This window comes from Bradyrhizobium sp. USDA 10063 (assembly GCF_054063735.1).
The window spans coordinates 4,197,728-4,213,813 of record NZ_JBSSGP010000002.1; the positions used below are offsets into that span (position 1 = coordinate 4,197,728).

Here is a 16,086-nt window from a genome sequence, read left to right on the forward strand (position 1 = left end):
GGCTTACAAAAATCGTTTCCTCGGGGGCTAACCCCACTGGCGCCCCATCAAGAGCGACTGCTCTGATGAGTTAAGTCGATATCCTTGGCAGGACGGCCCTATCACAAACCTCAAGGCCTGGCGGGCAAAGCTCGCGTTCCGATGAGATTCGAGACCGCCTCAGAACCACGCGCTGCAGGAAGGATGTGGGCTGCAAGAACTATGATCGCCGGATCTATATGCCCGGGAGAGACGGTCTAGTTGCTAGTTCGATACCCGCTCCCGGCATCGAACGTGCCAAAGGGTGATCGAATCACTGGAGGTGGTCGTCACATGCAGGTTAGCACCGGCGTTGATCTCGCCAAGAGCGTGTTCCAAGTGCACGGCGTGGATATTTGCGGGCAAGGTCGTCATCACCCGTCAGTTGCGGCGCAAGCAGGTCATCGACTTCTTTAGCAAGATTCCTCCTAGTCCCACGCCTGGATTTCTTCGGGGCGCGGCGTGAGCCTAGTGTTGGCAAAACCGTAGAAGTAATCGAAGCCGAGCCAGGTGGGCCACAGGTCGAAGGGGCCGGCCTGGCTCGATTACCAGGCGGGGACGTTGTGGTTCTTGCCAGCCTGAGCACCTCCGCGAACGTACCGGAGCTCTTCGGCATGAGCGAGTTGTAGCCAGGACAACCCCTGGCCAGCTCCATGACGACGCCGGTCGCGTTGGTATGGTGGTTGCGTCCGGCGAGCAGCGCCGCCCGCGTGGGCGAGCACAGCGCCGTGGTGTGGAATGCGTGTAGCGCAGCCCCGCCTGGGCCAGCCGGTCCATCGTCGGCATGGGGACCGGGCCGCCGAACGTGCTCGTCGCGCTGATGCCGACGTCGTCGGTCAGGATGAGCAGGATGTTGGGTGCGCCCTTTGGTGCGCGGACCGGCGTCGGGAAGTCCGGCGTCGAGTCCTTCGCCTCCCGGCCGATGTGACCCGTGAAGGGCGGCGGGAACGGCGGCAGGTAGTTGCCGCCGGCAGTGGTCGTCGCGCCGGGCGCAGCCGGAGTACCGGTGGTCTGCTGAGCGATCGCCGGAGCCGCATCCGCGAGGACGCCGGCGACCGCCAACCACAAAAGAACCGCTGGCTTGGTCCTGATGGCCCTCTCTCCCTCAGGTTGGGAGCCAGCTCTTCTGTGCAATGCCGCCAACGATGTCATCGCCCTCTGTTTTTGCCCCGCTAGGGGTTGAAGTTGCAGGCGCCCTCCTTGCATCCGTCGTAGCCGTTGTTGAACTCGTCATACATCAGCCAGTTGTAGCCTTGAGGGGTCGAGACCACGAGCTCCCTGTCGAGCATGACCATCCGGTACTTCCAGCCGTCGGTCTTCTTGAACCTGTCGCCAAGGGTCTTGAGGTCGTCATACGTCCACCTCGCATCGTGCGTCTGCATGACCCACGGCGTGCCTTCCTTGTCTTCGAGGACGAAGACCGGCTTGCCCTTCTCGAATCTGATTTGCGACTTTCGATGCGACTGGACCGGGTGGTAAGGGGGTAGGCCGCCGCCCTCGTGGAATTTGTAATGCGCCGCCACCTTGCCCTCGCCCCCCCAGCGGGTCTGGAATCCCTCGAAGGCGATCACCGGACCGACCGGGAGTGTGATCGAGTCGAACGTCCAGGACCGCGGGCCCAACTTGTGGGTACCAGACACGTCGTACTCGGCCTCGAGCTTCTTGGGATCGACCTTGGCCCAGAGGCTTGGCGGGCAACTGGTCATCTTGTCGGGGTTTTTGTTGAGGTCGATGCTGTTGAAGAAGACCACGGAGAAGCCGGTCTGCTCGTTTCCGGAGATCAGCCAAAGCTCACAGAACCCGACGTCGCGCTGTGACGCGAAGGTCATTTCGGTGGGATTCTTGGGAATTGGAATCGGCTTGCGTGCGTCGGCCCGCGTCGTATCCTGGGATTTAGCGTCGGGCGCTGCGAGCAACAGGGCTGCAAATAAGGCCAAGAGTGAGCCGGCCGCGCTAGTGTACTTCGTTGTTCGGTTCATGGATGTTCTCCTCTCAAGAGGCTTTCGGTCCATTCCGTCACGACACCTTCTCGACATCCGGCAATGTCCAGCTCTTATCGAGGAACGGTTTCTCCGGCCCGTAGAGGCGGAAGAGCAGGAAGAAGTCCTGGCCCGTGGGCAGCCAGTTCGACTCAAAGCCAAGGGGAGCCTTTGGCCCGAAGTAGATGTCGATGGAGCCATCGGCGTTGGCCTTGAGTTCGGCTTTTTCGTAGGACGAAGTGCCGACGCGCGCTGACTTGGGGATAAAGGCGGCAAAGCTGTCTTTGGTGCCGCTGTAAACGATGACGGACCAGAACTCGGCAGCGGGGGTGTCCTTCGGAACACGCAGCCGGTACGTTGACGAGCCGTCAAACAGCTTGCCGTCCTTGTCGCGCTGACCCATGAGATAGAAGGTGGCTTTGCCCAGATGCTTGGGTACCCAGGTCGCCCAGAACGCGAAGCCGCCCGCCCGGTGATCGAGCAGATATTGATCCTTGAACGCAAAATGGAAGCCCGATTCCAGTACCTCCTTGGGAAAGTTCGGCGCGCCCCACTGCCGGTCGGACCAATAGGGCGCAAAGGCCCTGCCCGGCGTGATGAAGTATGCCAGCATCTCGCCGTAGGCGAGCGTGATGGCGTCGTCGAGCGCCTTGGCTGCCACGGGATTCGGTTTGAATGGCTTGTCCTTCTCGATACCGATGGTGGGCAGCATTCCCATCATGACCAGGTCCTGAGGTTGCACCGGCTCTTCGTTGATGACCGCCGCCAGGCTTTCGAACCAGCTCAAGTCGTAGCCCGGTAGGGTGTCCCAGGTCTCGGGGAAGGCGTCGATATACCGATTCGGCTTCGGGTTCTTAGCCTCGGACAATGGATACGCCTTGAGCTGTTTGGAGTAGGCGACCGCCTCCTCGGCGGTGCCGCCATTGATCTGGATAGGGCGCAGCGCTGTCGAGACGTGAAAGGTCGCGGGCCGGTGGACGAAATATCCCTCCGGCACCCCTCCTTCATAGCCCGGCGGCAAAAACAGGTATTTGCCGCCTCGGCCCTTGTCTTGCCCTTCCGGCCCGACATCGACGATGGGGACTTGCCAGGTGTCAGTCGCTGTGCCGAAGAAGATCACCTTGGGGCTCGCGGGCGGGACCTCGAGGACCATGGGCCCGCCCTTCGTATTCATCAGCGAAAAGACGTACGGGGTTTGATTGTTCGGCGTCAGGAAGCCGTGCCGGGAGACCATCGGCTTCGAGAAGTAAATGATGTCTTCGTTGACGACTGCGCCCAACTGACTTTTGGCACTCTTGATCAGGCCCATCATGCTAGCGGCCGGCGCGCCCCAGATCACGGCCTGCGCGCCGCGCTGGAAAACAAGCTGATAGGTCAACTCGTCGCCGGCCAGCAACTGCGTTCCGGTCTGCTGCTGCGCCAGCGCCGGGGACGTGCCGAGGATGCAGCTCGTCGCCAGCGCGATGGACAGTGCGGTTCTTCGCAAGCTCATGGGATGGCTCCCTTTAGATAGCGACGACTTGATGCTTCGATTCGGTCCGCGGGACTTGAGCCTCCTCCGCCTACGAGATGAATGGGGACGCTTTCACGCGACAGACGCACTGAGGTCAGCCCCGTAAACGAGCTGACCAGTCTTTTGATAAACTGCTAGCGCGCCTATCGACGGCTCCCTTGCGTCATTCCTGCCGCCGACATCTCATTCGGCCCGAGCTTCACCGTCAGCTTGTCGATCTTGCCGGTGAACTTGAACGGCACCTGATAGTCCTGGTCGTCCACCGGCGTGCCGGTGTCGAGGCAGACGTTGAAGGTTTCGTCCCACGGGAGGGTGATCGGCAGGCTGCGCGGCATGGGGTGACTCTCCACCACCTTGCCGTCCACTTTCAGGGTGCCGGTGCCGCCCTTGCCGAGTCCCGGGCCGTCGTACTCCCAGTCGAACTCGAGCGTGTGCTTGCCCGGCGCGAGCGCCTCCTTGCCCTGCCACTTCACGCGCACCAATTCGATGAGATTCCACGTGAACACGGGCCGGCCCTTGACCAGGTAAAAGCCGTAGCCGCCGAAGCGACCACCGTCGGTGACGAGCATGCCCTCGGCGCCGGCTTGCGGAATCTCAATGTCGGCAGTGATCGTGTAGGAGCGATTCAGAAGACTTGGTGCACCGCCCGTGCCCGGGAACGGCACGTTGGAGATCTCGCCCGAATAGGTGTACAGGGTCCGGTCGGCCGCGTAGTTCGGCTTCGGCGAGATGAACCTGGCGAGGCGCGTGTCGTCGAGCGGGAAGACCTGGTACTTCGTGGCCTCCATCGAGAACAGCTGCTGCATGTCGCGCAGCTTGTCCGGCATGCTGGCGGCGAGGTCGTCGGCCTGCGTCCAGTCCTTCGCGACGTTGTAGAGCTGCCACTTGAAGCCGTTCATGACGTCCGAGGGCGGTTTCGTCAGCGTCACGTCCCAGGGTGCCTGGATGGGGGGCGCCGAGGCGATCCACCCGTCGTGATAGATCGCGCGGGAGCCGAACATCTCGAAGTACTGGGTCACCCGGCGGTCGGACGCCTTGGCGTCGTCCCACGTGTACGCCATGCTCACGCCCTCGATGGGCCGCTGCGTCACGCCGTTGACCATCACCGGCTCCGGCAGGCCGGCTGCTTCGAGGATCGTCGGCACGATGTCGATGACGTGGTGAAACTGGTGGCGGACGCCGCCCCTGTCCTTGATGCGCGCGGGCCAGGCCAGAGCCATGCCGTTGCGCGTGCCGCCGAAGTGCGAGGCGACTTCCTTGGTCCACTGGTACGGCGTGTCCCAGGCCCACGCCCAGCCCACCGCATAGTGCGGATAGGTCTGGTCGGTGCCCCAGGCGTCATAGAACTTCATGTTCTCTTGCACCGACGGGTGCACGCCGTTCGCGACTGCGAACTCGCTGTACAGGCCATGCAGCGTGCCCTCGGGGCTCGAGCCGTTGTCGCCGCTGATGTAGATGATCAACGTGTTGTCGAGTTTGCCGGCATCCTCGACGGCCTGGATCACGCGGCCGATCTCGTGGTCGGTATAGGCCAAGAACGCGGCATAAATGTCGGCCTGGCGGATGTAGAGCTTCTTCGCCTCGGCCGAGAGCGTGTCCCACTGGGGCAAGTCCTTTGGCCACGGCGTGAGTTTGGCGTCTTGCGGGATTATGCCGAGCTTCTTCTGGTTGGAAAGGATGCGTTCGCGCTGGCTGTTCCAGCCCTCCTCGAACAGATGCATGGCGCTGATCTTGTCCACCCACTCCTTGGTTGGATGATGCGGCGAGTGGGTGCCACCCGGCGCGTAGTAGATCATGAACGGCCGGTCCGGCTGCACTTCGTTCAGCATCTTGATGCGCCCGATCGCCTCGTCGGCCATCGCGGTGATCAGGTTCCAGCCGGGCCTGCCGAGATAGGGCTCGACTGGCGTGGTGTTGCGGAACAGGTTGTTCGGCTGCCACTGGCTGGTGTCATCGCCGATGAAGCCGTAGTAGTAATCGAAGCCCTTGATGGGTCCGGTCGCCCAGTTGTGGAACGGCCCCGCTTGGCTTCCCTCCCACTGCGGCACGTTGTGGTCCTTGCCGTACCACGAGGTGTCGTAGCCGTTTTGCCGGAGGATCTCGCCGATGGCGACGGCGTCACGGGGGATGACGCTGTTATAGCCGGGGTAGCCCGTCGCCTGGTCGACGACGACGCCGGTGGCCACCGAATGGTGGTTGTGGCCGGTGAGGAGCGCGGCCCGCGTCGGCGAGCAGAGCGCCGTGGTGTGGAAGCGCGTGTAGCGCAGACCCGTTTGGGCGATCCGATCCAGGGCCGGCGTCGGAATTACGCCGCCAAAGGTGGACGGCGCGGAAAAGCCGACGTCGTCGGTCATGATCAGAAGCACGTTGGGCGCGCCCTTGGGCGGCACGATCCGTGCCGGCCAATAGGGCTTCGACTGGGCGGCGTTGGGATCAATCTCGCCCCTGAAGGGCTGTGGCGGATTCGGCAGGTACCTGCCATCGATGGTGGTCGTCGCGCCGGGCGAGCCCGGCACCCCGGCCGTTTGCTGGGCTTCTGCGGAAGCACAGGCCACGGCCGTCAAGATCGCGGCCAACATCAACGTATTCGTGTTCCTGCTCATGGCATTCTCCTACGATATCAGCAGATTCGTATGGTCGGTGACTTGACGTGCAGAATCGACCGCCGCATGCCGCGAACGCATCCTCTCGGTTTTTTGATCTTACTGAAGGTAGGAGGTTTGACTATGCAGGTCCGGCAGAAGGGGCCTTCTCCTGAGCAGGGGCAACATGTCGCAGCTGTCCAGTGTATGAAAAACCCTCGCGGCGAGGCAGCCGTCTGGGCAACTTGTTCGGCCTGCGCGTCGAAACCAAGATGTACAAAAAGTGACCCGCGCGGAAGCCGCGACGTCCACGAGGATGCGCGACCACGCCCGCGCGCTGGTCAACACCGAAGTCTTCTGTCACTCCTCGCGCGAGGGCAAGTTGGCGCGCGTGCAGAAGCAGAACGCCGGCACAGCCTAAAGAAAAAAATCCCCGACCATACCGAGGGCTTCCAGGTCGGAAATACATGATCCGCCGTGCCTTCCGGAGCGTCTCAGCGAACTGTCGCATTCATGGTGATCACCGACGTTCCCGCAGGGCCATCGATGTCCTTTCCTGTCGCCCGTATCACGAACGTGTCTGTGCCGGTAAAGCCCGGGTTCGCCGTGTAGGTGTAGGTGGATACATTCACCATGCTTACCCTTCCATTCGAGGGCGCTTGCGTGATGGTGGCGCTTAGGATTTCACCATTTATGTTGAGCGAGAAGAGGCAGGTGCCGCCCGGGGAAACATCGAAATAACCCGTCGCAGGAAATCCCCAGGTGGATGCACTTCCGATGACGGGGGGCACTGGGTCTGCGCCTGCGCCGTGACGAAGAACGCGATCACTGCCACTATTGTGCCGATGCCACTGGCCGCGCCCCCCCAGAAGGCCATGCCATAATGCGCGTCGAACTTTCATTGGCTTCCCTCCATTCGATCTTGCCAACTCGCCTAGAGACTCCAGCCGGAGGAAACTTTTAGTGCTGTGCGATTCCGGCAGCTTAAGTTCGCCCATCACCGTTCAAGGCCCGGAGCCTCCAATTGTGCCCTGCTCCGCTATGGCGGCCTACGCGGCTTCGGCAATCTGTGCTGCAGTCGATCGGATTGGCGTTTGCGCGCCTTTTTTGCTTCATGATGGAGGTCCGAGTTGGGTCGATGCTGTCAAAAACGCACTGCCGCAGATCGCTTGTGTCCCTCAGCCCACCATCAGTGCGCAACTACCACACCGTATTCCTGCAGGGCTTCCATTACTCCATGGAAAACAAGTCCCACACCCATCGCGGCGACGAAAAATCCAACCATTCGAGTGACTGCATCGATGCCCATCGAGCCGATTCGCCCAACAACGTATTTGGCGTAGGCCAAGCATAGATAGGTCACAGACATCGTCGCTAGCATCGCGATTGCAATAGCGAGAAAGGAGACAAATTCGAAGTCGGAGTGTTTCACTAGCGACGTCATGCCAAGCGTCGTCGCGATTGCACCGGGTCCGCACATTAGCGGCATGGCGAGGGGCACGAATGCAATGTCGCCTTTTTGGCGACCCGCGCTAGGCGCAATCATAGAGCCGGTAGAGGAAGAGCCAGAAAAAAGTTCGAAGCCAATTCGCAACAGAACGATACCACCAACGATGCGAACCATGCTGAGTGAAACTGCGAATATTCGCAATATAAGCGTGCCAAAAATCAGAAAGAAGAATAAGAGAAGCAAAGCATAGAGACACGAGCGACGTGCAACCTGTCTATGCCGATCGTCTCCCTCGCCCTCGAGCAGCTTGAGAAAGACCGGTAGAGCCTCGAGTGGATTTATGATTGCAAGCAGCGTCGAAAACGTGCTGACGAACAAGGTCAATATTTGTCGCATATAGGCTCCTCAGAAATCCAGACTCTAGACCGCTTCGTGCAAGCGGCGTGAGTCGGATCGAAGCGCGACCGCCTCTCGCGGAACGCGACGAACGAAGGCAGCAAGAGTCCCGCCGTGGTACTCCGCGTTAGCGACGGTCGTCCGGTTTCGCGCCCGGACCCAACAGGCGCACGGCTTCCTCGACGGACTTGAAGACGCGGCCGGGTCCCAGCGCCGCGATCAATCCGATTCGGCCGGCTTCCTCCTGGGCCCGCGTATCCGACAACCGGGCCATGGCGACGGCGATGGAGCGCGACTGCAGCTCGGCGATGGTCTGCTGCAAGATCTGCGAGCCGGTATAGTCGATGTCGATCATGCCGCTCGCTTCGATCACTAAGAGCTTCACCGGCGCCGGCGCCATAGCAAGTGCGCCTATGATCTTGTCACTGATGTACTGGGCGTTGGTGAAGGTAAGCGGTGCCGCCGTCGCAAAGACAAGGACACCGGGCTCGTGCTCGCCCTTCTCGTCCCGACCAGGCGGCCACCACACCGTGCTTCCCGGCACGCGCGCAAGCTCCGCACAATAGGGCCGGGCAACGGCATATAGGCTGTAAACGAAGGAGAGCACGATCGCCAGAAGCATGCCGGTTTCGATCGGCAGCGCCACGACGAGCCCGCCGCTCGCCGCCACAAGCAGGATCTCTCGCCGGCTCCGGCGGTAGATGCGGATCATTTCGCCAAGACGAAAGAGCTTAAAGGCGATGTAGACGAGAATTCCGGATAAAGCGGCATGGGGCAGATAGGCCATCAGACTCGCGGCTAGGAGGAACAATCCAACCATCAGCACGACTGCCGTGATCGAGGCGATCTGGGAATGGCCACCGGACTCGACGACGATGGCGGTGCTGGGCGGACTTGCATCGACGGCGAACGAGCCGATCAGCCCGGTCACGATGCTGCCAGAGCCGACGCCGGCAAAGTTTCGGCTGGCGTCGTCCGGCGTACCCTTCTCCGAAGGAAAGGTGCTTGCCACCGCCGAGGTCTGCATGATGCAAACCATGGCGACTGTGAGGGCAAGTGGCACCAGATGACCGAGTTCGCGAGCGTCTGGCAGCGGCGGAAGGGCCAGGTGCGGCAGTTCGATGGACAGTGGCTCCAGTAGACTCACCCCGCGGGTCTGGAGATGGAATAGCGCAACGGCGATGCCCGCCCCGACCATGCCGATCAGCGCCCCTGGAATCTTGGAGCTGATTCTGGCCATGCCCAGGGTCACAGCCAGCACGCCGGCGCCGAGCGCCAACGTATAGGCATTGGCCTCGCCTAGGCGGCCCAGGATGTGAAATAGGCGCAGCAGCAGAGGCCCCCGCGCCTCCGATATACCGAGCAGCGTCGGAAGCTCCCCCACGATGATGTGGACGGCTATGCCAGCAAGAAAGCCTGTCGTCACGGGAATCGAAAGCAGCGTCGCAAGCCAACCGGCACGGAGCAAGCCGACGGCGAGAAGGATGGCGCCGGCCATCAGCGCGGTTAACGTCACCAGGTCGGCGTAGTGCGCCGTGCCGACGGCGGCCAGTGACGCAATCCCGCCGGCGAAGATCGGCGCGATTGTCGAGTCCGCGGCGACTGACATGAAGCGGTTCGCCCCGACGGCGGCGAATGTGAGCGACCCGGCGGCAAAAGCATACAGACCGGTCTCGGGCGGCATGCCCGCCAGCCGTGCGGTTGCAAGCTGTCCCGGGATCGCAATCGCAGCCAGCATAACCCCGGCAACAAGATCCTCCGGCAGCCGTCTGATCCTGTAGCCACGCAGCGATGCGAACAGCCAGGGTGGCATTCGGCGGTTCCGCTATCTGACCTTCTCGGCGTTTTTGCTCTGTTGCTGTCCGCCGATCTTCCGCTCGCCCTCCGCCGCGTGATACTTGCGGCGAATGTCCGCGATATCGACCCGCGTCGGCGGCAGCTTGAGGCCCATCTCACCCATCGCATCTGCGATGATCTGCGATACCGCAAGATTGCGGAACCACTTATGGCTTGCCGGAATGACGTACCAGGGCGCGTGCTTCGTGCTCGTCAGTTCCATCGCTTCCTCGTAGGCCTCCACGTATTGTGGCCAAAGCTCGCGCTCGGAGTAATCGCTCTCGCTGATCTTCCAATGCCGCGATGGGTCGTCGAGGCGCTGCTTGAAGCGGGCCAACTGCTCTTCGGGGCTGATGTGCAGGAAGAACTTCAGGACGGTCGTGCCGTTTTGCGACAGCATTTTTTCGAAGTCGTTTATCAGGTCGAAGCGCTTTGACCACACCGGCTGCGGCACGAGCTTATGCACCCGCACCACGAGGACATCCTCGTAATGGGATCGATTGAAGATCACCACCTCGCCTTTGCCTGGCGCGCGCGCGTGCGCACGCCAGAGGAAGTCATGAGCGGCCTCCTCCTTGCTCGGCTGCTTGAACCCGAAGACGAACGTTCCTTGCGGGTTCATCCCGCTGAATATGTGCCGAATAGTGCCATCCTTGCCTGCGGCGTCGAGCGCCTGCAACACGACGAGAAGGGATTGGCTGCCGTTCGCGTAAAGCAGGTACTGCAGCTTGTCCATGCGTTCGACATGTCTCTGAATCTCGGGGAGTGCCTTCTCGTGGGTCTCGTGCTTGCCCGTGTAGGAAGCGTCAATTTTCGCTAGCCGAACCTTCGCGCCGGGCTCAACTACAAACTTCCTGCGATAGTCCATTCTGGATGCTCCCAATATGCCTTACGCTGCAGCATGCAGCTGGAGCGATTGGTTCACCATGCGAGCGCTTTTCGCCTGCCGCGCGGTTCGATAGGCAGCGAGGTGCTCGGCCAGCATTCTAATCCCGCCGAGCACAAACATCCAAACGATGTTGTAGACCCACACCCATCCGATCAAGGTCCAGGGAGTCGACGGGACGAGCCACCCGAACCCGCACATCGCCACCGCGAGGATCTGGGTGAGCAGGATCGCAGCGAATAACGTCGCCGCCGGGAACGGCGGCAGGAAGAACCAGCGTTCCGTCCGGGTGATGAACAGTAGCAAATGGCCGCCAGCGACAAGTTGCAGGAATATCACCGTTCTCAACTGATCCTGGCTCACCAGTCGGAAAAAGTCCTGCAAGTACGGATGGGAGAGCACCCGGATCCCGATCAGGAGAAGCCCAAACGTCTCGACGATCGAGAACACCCCGAGCACGACCGCGACGCCAAGCAGCCGAGGCATTTGCCAGCGGATCGGCTTTGCGCTCACGGGAGTATTGTCATAGGCGATGGTCATGATCGGCACGTCATCGAGCAGCGACATGGCCACGATCATCATCGCAGTCAGCGGCGCAAACTCGAGAAAGATGGTGGACAGCACGACCACAAACATGATGTCCATGGTCAGCGCTATGCGGTAGATCGTGTAGCTGGTGATCCGTCCGAAGATGCGCCTGGCTTCATCGATCGCGTTATTAATGACGGAGAGGCCGGGCGCGGTTAGAACCAGTGCGGCGGCGCCACGGGCCGCGTCGGTGGCGCCGGACACCGCGGTACCGCAGTCCGCCTGCTTCAATGCCGGTGCGTCGTTGACGCCGTCGCCCGTCATCGCAACCAAATGGCCGCGCGACTGCAGCGCCTTTACGATAGCGTATTTGTGCTCGGGGAAGACGCGGGCGAAACCGTCCGCCCGCTCGATGGCATCGACAATGCCGGTCGGCACCTTGTTGGGATCCATGTCCTTAGGGAACGCCTCGGCGGCGGGAATGATGTGCGTGCCCATGCCGAGCTTGCGCGCGGTTTCAATGGCGATGGCAGTGTCATCGCCGGTCACCATCTTGACCCGCACGCCCTTTGCATTCGCCATCTCGATGGTGGCCTTGGAGTCGTCGCGCGGCGGATCGAACATCGGCAATATGCCGAGCAGAGACCAGGTTTGCCCCGCATCCTCGGAGCGGGCGACGCAAAGCGCGCGCGAGCCCTTGGCTGCGAGTTCATCGACGGTCGTCTTGATCCGTTGCGCGATCTCGGCTACGGGCTTCGCGAGATCGACAATTACCTGCGGCGCCCCCTTGGTGACGACGAAACTTTTCCCCTTGGCGTCGGTCACTGTTGCCGCGGTACGCTTGCTCACCGGATCGAAGGGCATAAACTTTGTCTGCTTGTAAGTTTTGATCGCATCCTGGTCCGTCAATGCTTCAATTACCGCTGTATCGATGGCGTCACGATCCTCGATCTTTGAAGCGAGCGCCGCGGCCAGGATGCAATCCTGCTCGCTTTTCTCGGAAAACAGGATAGGATCGCCGAGCGTGAGCTGATTCTTGGTGAGCGTCCCGGTCTTGTCCGAGCAAAGGATGTCGACACCTGCCATCTCTTCGATGGCAGACAGCTTGGAGACGATTGCCTTTTCCTTCGACAGCGCAAGTGCGCCCAGTGCCATGGTGATGGAGAAGACTGCTGGCATCGCAACTGGGATCGATGCGACGAGCAGAACAAGGACGAACTGCAAGATGCCGAGCGCGTCTTTCAAACCCCAGTTATCAGTGATGACAATGTCGGTATAGACTTGGACGGCGACCATGATTAGCGCCAGCGCGACAGCGATGATGATTAGAAAGTTCCCGATCTCGAACATCGCTTTCTGCGCATGGCTTATCGCACCGGCACCGGCCACGAGCTTGGCAGTCCGACCAAAGAAAGTGTTGGCTCCGGTTGCAATGACGACACCTTGCATCTCGCCTTGCTTGACGACGCTGCCTGAATAGGCCTCATCCCCGACTTTCTTCGCCACCGGCAGGGATTCGCCCGTCAGGGCGGCCTGATCGATGGAGGCGTAGTCGCCGCCCACTAGCCTCAGGTCAGCCGGCACTATGACGCCGAGCCTGATCTTGACGATGTCGCCGGGAACCAGCATCGCGGCTTCAACAGTCTGCCACTTGCCGTCTCGCATTGCGGTGGCTTCGGGGGCGAGCCCCTTCTTCAGTGCGGCCAACGCATTGGACGCCTTGCGGTCTTGCCAGAATTCAAGCGCGGCATTGAAAAACAGGAGGCCCATTATGATGGTGAAGTCGTCCCAATGGCCGATGATGGCCGAGACGATCGCGGCGGCCTCGATCATGTAGGCGATCGGCCCTGTGAAATGCCCGACGATCTTACGAAGTAGACTTTCCTCCTTTTCGACGAGGGCGTTGGGTCCGTACTTGGCAAGTCGCTGCTTGGCGTTGGCGCTGCTCAGCCCGTGGTCAGGCTTGACGGCGAGTTGGGCGAGGACTCGATCGACCGGCACCTTTTCAAGATCAATGGCGCTGGTTGTGTCTGAATTGACCTCGGGGGTGGGATCCAAGGCATGAACGGACATGGGCCACTCCAAACGATGCTACTACTCAAACGTCAGCTACGGCCGCACTAATGCCGGCGGATGGTGTGCGATCATCAGCTCCTCGTTGGTGAGGATGACCAGTCCGGATAGAAATGCGCGGGCCCCAGAGGCGTTAGGCTGGTCGTCCAGTTTCACGCCGAGCCACGCCAGCTTGCGGCACAGCGCTGCGCTGAATTGAGATTGATTTCGCCCTGATTTTTTTCACCGGCGCTACTGTCGTCGCCTGTTGTAACTGAGCGGTCATTGATGTCAGCAGCAACATTGTGCATCGCAATATCCGGAGCAGCTCGACCGTTCGTTTTCACGAGGTCCATCATGCACGGCCTCCTCAGTTCGGTTACTTCCTCCTCACTTCCGTTGTTGGGCAAAAGAAAAACGCTGAAATTTCGAGGCGCTTTCGCGCTAAATCAAGTTCGAAGCTCAAATCTAACTCCGAACTTGTAGGGCGCTATGCATTATCGGCAGATTTGCACGCTCCGTCGGCTTTGGCGTGGGCGGCGCCAATGCCGCCCTGATCGAAGCAAGCGGCATTGCCGGCACCACCGCGGCAGTCGCAATGAAGCGGCATCGTGTCGTCATTGTAAGCCTTCCGCTCCTGGCCGGAGATTGACCGCAGGGCCATGTCAGGCGCTATGCGATTTCGGCTGAAATGGGCATGCCCTCCACATCAGAGCAAAGCTCTCACGATTGAGGAGGCTGTTGTCCCCCTTTCACGCCGTTGGAAGCACAAGGAGGGGCCACTCGCCCGCACGCCGAAGGACCACTTAAAGGCCGTTCGTACGTCCCTGGCGCCGCGTTCGGAGAATTCCGAATCTGCATAGTCAGCGTTGCGAACCCGGCATTAGCTTTGCATGGCTTATTGGAAAGCAAAGCGGCCTGACATCCCTTATCGAGCGGCATCGCGCGGCGTTCGGCGAAAATCCATCGGCGACGCTGCGACGCGCGCTGATCGACAGCGCGAGAACGGAGCGCGATGAGAGTCCCTGATTCGGAGTCCGATGCGACCATGATGCGTCGTTGCGTTGCTCTCGCCCAATCAGCGGGGCAAAGCGGGGAGTACCCCTTTGCCGCCGTCATCGCTCGGCGGGGCGAATTCATTTGCGAATCCCTCAATATGGTCAGAGCCGAAGGAGACCTTACGCGACACGCCGAGATGGTTGCCATTGCCTCCGCTCAGAAGAAGCTCTTCACGACGAGTCTTGATGATTGCACGCTCTATTCAACCATTGAGCCTTGTGCGATGTGTTCTTATGCCATCCGGGAAACTAGGATCGGACGAGTGGTGTTCAGTTTGCGGTCACCGCTCATGGGTGGCCACTCGCGATGGAAGGTTCTGACCGATAGTCACCTGTCATCGGCATTGCCCGAGGTGTTTGCCCCGCCGCCCATCGTCGTGTCCGGATACCTACAACACGACGTTCAGACTGTGTTCCAGAAACGAAATCCGCTGAGCTGGCAATTTATGAAAGCTCGAAGGATATTCGTCGAGTGTTCCGATCTTGGGCATGTCGGCGTTTCGAGCACCAGGTCGCGGCTCGGCCGCTGGCCCAGTCTCGCAAATTTGGCTAGGGCTGTGGTTCTCGATCGACTTTGGCGTGGTTAGGGATCATCAGATCCGCGGCGCATGATCCCGGCGCGCCGCAGCCGCTGGCTCCCGATCTTTTTTCTCCGACAGATGTCGGACCGACGATTCGGCCGCCAGGAACGGTTTGAGGCTATGCAGAGTCTGTCGCGATCGGCGGTCGGCTGACACCTCCGCTCTGAAGAGAGTGGAAGCGATGACAGCCCCTGGGCAAGGTTTCTCAAAGGGCAAATCGTTTCCCGGCTCGACGTTCGCGAGATTCCGAATCTGCATAGCCCGTCATGCGAACCTGGGTTTAAGACTTGACATTGCTCTCGGCAGGTGGGCGATCGGCGTCCGATAGCTGCCAAGTCTTCGTTAGTCTAGCGATCAAACTCGGAAAGGCTGAAGATGAGAGACTGGCAACCCCTTTTGGGGCCAACCTGAATATTAGATGGAAGGGATGGTGTTATGAAACGTATATCACTGGCCATCGGCATGGTGGCCGCGCTCGCGGCTACCGTTGCATCGGCTCAATCGCTTAACCTGACCGGTATCTATACGTGCGTTGAAAGGTGCCGGGGAAGCCTACCTGCCCATATCACGCAGAACGGCCCTGCACTTAATCTGTTGACCGAAGGAGGCGTACCTGCACAAGCATGGCCGGACTGGTTTGCGCCGACAAGCCGGATCTGGATTGATGCCTTCAACGAAGGTGCGGTTTATTCCCCCGATGGCATGGTCATTCAGTTCGACAATGGGACCATCTGGCAACGAGGTTTGTCACCGCGACAGCGAAGATAAGGACCGCCAAGGCTCGTCCTACCCCGTTGTCCCCTGCTTCCGCGCGGACCGATCCTTTGCCGTTCTGGAACGACACGCTCGCAAAACAAGCCATTATCGAATTCTTCGTCCGTCTCACCGGAACTGGTAGCTCGGATTCATCGCACCTTCCGATTGCACGCCCTATTCGACAATGACGGCACGCTGTGAGTGGAGCAACCCAACTCGCCTTCGCGCTCGATCGCAGCCAGGCGCTCGCCCTCATGCATCCGGAGTGGAAGGACAAGTAGCCTTTCACGGCAGTTCTCGAAGGCGACATGAAGATGCTGACCGAGTCCAGTGAGCCCGACCTTGTCGAACTCATCATGGCTCCCCACACAGACGTCACAAACCAAGCATTGATTTAAGTCAAGGATTCCGCCAGTTGACCAGAGGTAATACAGAGATTATTATACAACTG

At 60.5% G+C, this 16,086-nt stretch carries 12 protein-coding genes; 3 read left to right on the top strand and 9 right to left on the bottom strand.

Annotated elements, in window-relative coordinates; genetic code table 11:
* Positions 1-1,190 precede the first annotated feature (1,190 nt).
* From ACVJGD_RS21915 to ACVJGD_RS21925, 3 genes are all read right to left on the bottom strand, one after another.
* Positions 1,191-1,997, bottom strand: coding sequence for a hypothetical protein (locus tag ACVJGD_RS21915; RefSeq protein WP_456636271.1), 807 nt, complete (start codon positions 1,995-1,997; stop codon positions 1,191-1,193).
* Between the two features lie 37 nt (positions 1,998-2,034).
* A complete protein-coding gene (locus tag ACVJGD_RS21920; RefSeq protein WP_456636272.1) occupies positions 2,035-3,489 on the bottom strand; it encodes a DUF1254 domain-containing protein in 1,455 nt (484 codons plus the stop codon).
* A 164-nt stretch (positions 3,490-3,653) separates the two neighbouring features.
* Positions 3,654-6,113 (bottom strand): arylsulfatase, encoded by a 2,460-nt coding sequence (locus tag ACVJGD_RS21925; protein ID WP_456636273.1) that lies wholly within the window; start codon positions 6,111-6,113, stop codon positions 3,654-3,656.
* A 262-nt stretch (positions 6,114-6,375) separates the two neighbouring features.
* Here ACVJGD_RS21925 and ACVJGD_RS21930 point away from each other — a divergent pair, with 262 nt between their 5' ends.
* A complete protein-coding gene (locus ACVJGD_RS21930; protein WP_456636274.1) occupies positions 6,376-6,513 on the top strand; it encodes a hypothetical protein in 138 nt (45 codons plus the stop codon).
* Between the two features lie 73 nt (positions 6,514-6,586).
* On the opposite strand, the gene ACVJGD_RS21935 is transcribed toward ACVJGD_RS21930, so the two are convergent.
* The 6 genes from ACVJGD_RS21935 to ACVJGD_RS21960 form a co-directional block, all read right to left on the bottom strand.
* On the bottom strand, positions 6,587-6,994 hold the full coding sequence (locus tag ACVJGD_RS21935) for an Ig-like domain-containing protein (protein WP_456636275.1): 408 nt from the start codon (positions 6,992-6,994) through the stop codon (positions 6,587-6,589).
* Between the two features lie 287 nt (positions 6,995-7,281).
* Complete coding sequence (locus ACVJGD_RS21940; protein ID WP_456636276.1) at positions 7,282-7,938, bottom strand: MarC family protein; 657 nt, start codon at positions 7,936-7,938, stop codon at positions 7,282-7,284.
* A gap of 127 nt (positions 7,939-8,065) precedes the next feature.
* Positions 8,066-9,751, bottom strand: a complete 1,686-nt coding sequence (locus tag ACVJGD_RS21945) for a SulP family inorganic anion transporter (RefSeq protein WP_456636277.1) — start codon at positions 9,749-9,751, stop codon at positions 8,066-8,068.
* A 12-nt stretch (positions 9,752-9,763) separates the two neighbouring features.
* Positions 9,764-10,642 (bottom strand): polyphosphate kinase 2 family protein, encoded by an 879-nt coding sequence (locus tag ACVJGD_RS21950; RefSeq protein ID WP_456636278.1) that lies wholly within the window; start codon positions 10,640-10,642, stop codon positions 9,764-9,766.
* 21 nt (positions 10,643-10,663) lie between these two features.
* Positions 10,664-13,261 (bottom strand): plasma-membrane proton-efflux P-type ATPase, encoded by a 2,598-nt coding sequence (locus ACVJGD_RS21955; protein ID WP_456636279.1) that lies wholly within the window; start codon positions 13,259-13,261, stop codon positions 10,664-10,666.
* Positions 13,262-13,413: 152 nt separating this feature from the next.
* On the bottom strand, positions 13,414-13,599 hold the full coding sequence (locus ACVJGD_RS21960; protein ID WP_456636280.1) for a hypothetical protein: 186 nt from the start codon (positions 13,597-13,599) through the stop codon (positions 13,414-13,416).
* Between the two features lie 656 nt (positions 13,600-14,255).
* Between ACVJGD_RS21960 and ACVJGD_RS21965 the strand changes: the two genes are divergently transcribed.
* Both ACVJGD_RS21965 and ACVJGD_RS21970 read left to right on the top strand, forming a co-directional pair.
* Positions 14,256-14,885, top strand: a complete 630-nt coding sequence (locus ACVJGD_RS21965; protein WP_456636281.1) for a nucleoside deaminase — start codon at positions 14,256-14,258, stop codon at positions 14,883-14,885.
* A gap of 429 nt (positions 14,886-15,314) precedes the next feature.
* Positions 15,315-15,647, top strand: a complete 333-nt coding sequence (locus tag ACVJGD_RS21970; protein WP_456636282.1) for a hypothetical protein — start codon at positions 15,315-15,317, stop codon at positions 15,645-15,647.
* Positions 15,648-16,086: the final 439 nt, after the last annotated feature.

Bases quoted from the DNA above. Each gene is read 5' to 3' on its own strand.
- ACVJGD_RS21965 (WP_456636281.1), top strand. From the start codon at position 14,256: ATGAGAGTCCCTGATTCGGAGTCCGATGCGACCATGATGCGTCGTTGC.
- ACVJGD_RS21920 (WP_456636272.1), bottom strand. From the start codon at position 3,489: ATGAGCTTGCGAAGAACCGCACTGTCCATCGCGCTGGCGACGAGCTGC.
- ACVJGD_RS21925 (WP_456636273.1), bottom strand. From the start codon at position 6,113: ATGAGCAGGAACACGAATACGTTGATGTTGGCCGCGATCTTGACGGCC.
- ACVJGD_RS21950 (WP_456636278.1), bottom strand. From the start codon at position 10,642: ATGGACTATCGCAGGAAGTTTGTAGTTGAGCCCGGCGCGAAGGTTCGG.
- ACVJGD_RS21970 (WP_456636282.1), top strand. From the start codon at position 15,315: ATGAAACGTATATCACTGGCCATCGGCATGGTGGCCGCGCTCGCGGCT.
- ACVJGD_RS21960 (WP_456636280.1), bottom strand. From the start codon at position 13,599: ATGATGGACCTCGTGAAAACGAACGGTCGAGCTGCTCCGGATATTGCG.
- ACVJGD_RS21945 (WP_456636277.1), bottom strand. From the start codon at position 9,751: ATGCCACCCTGGCTGTTCGCATCGCTGCGTGGCTACAGGATCAGACGG.
- ACVJGD_RS21915 (WP_456636271.1), bottom strand. From the start codon at position 1,997: ATGAACCGAACAACGAAGTACACTAGCGCGGCCGGCTCACTCTTGGCC.
- ACVJGD_RS21935 (WP_456636275.1), bottom strand. From the start codon at position 6,994: ATGAAAGTTCGACGCGCATTATGGCATGGCCTTCTGGGGGGGCGCGGC.
- ACVJGD_RS21955 (WP_456636279.1), bottom strand. From the start codon at position 13,261: ATGTCCGTTCATGCCTTGGATCCCACCCCCGAGGTCAATTCAGACACA.
- ACVJGD_RS21940 (WP_456636276.1), bottom strand. From the start codon at position 7,938: ATGCGACAAATATTGACCTTGTTCGTCAGCACGTTTTCGACGCTGCTT.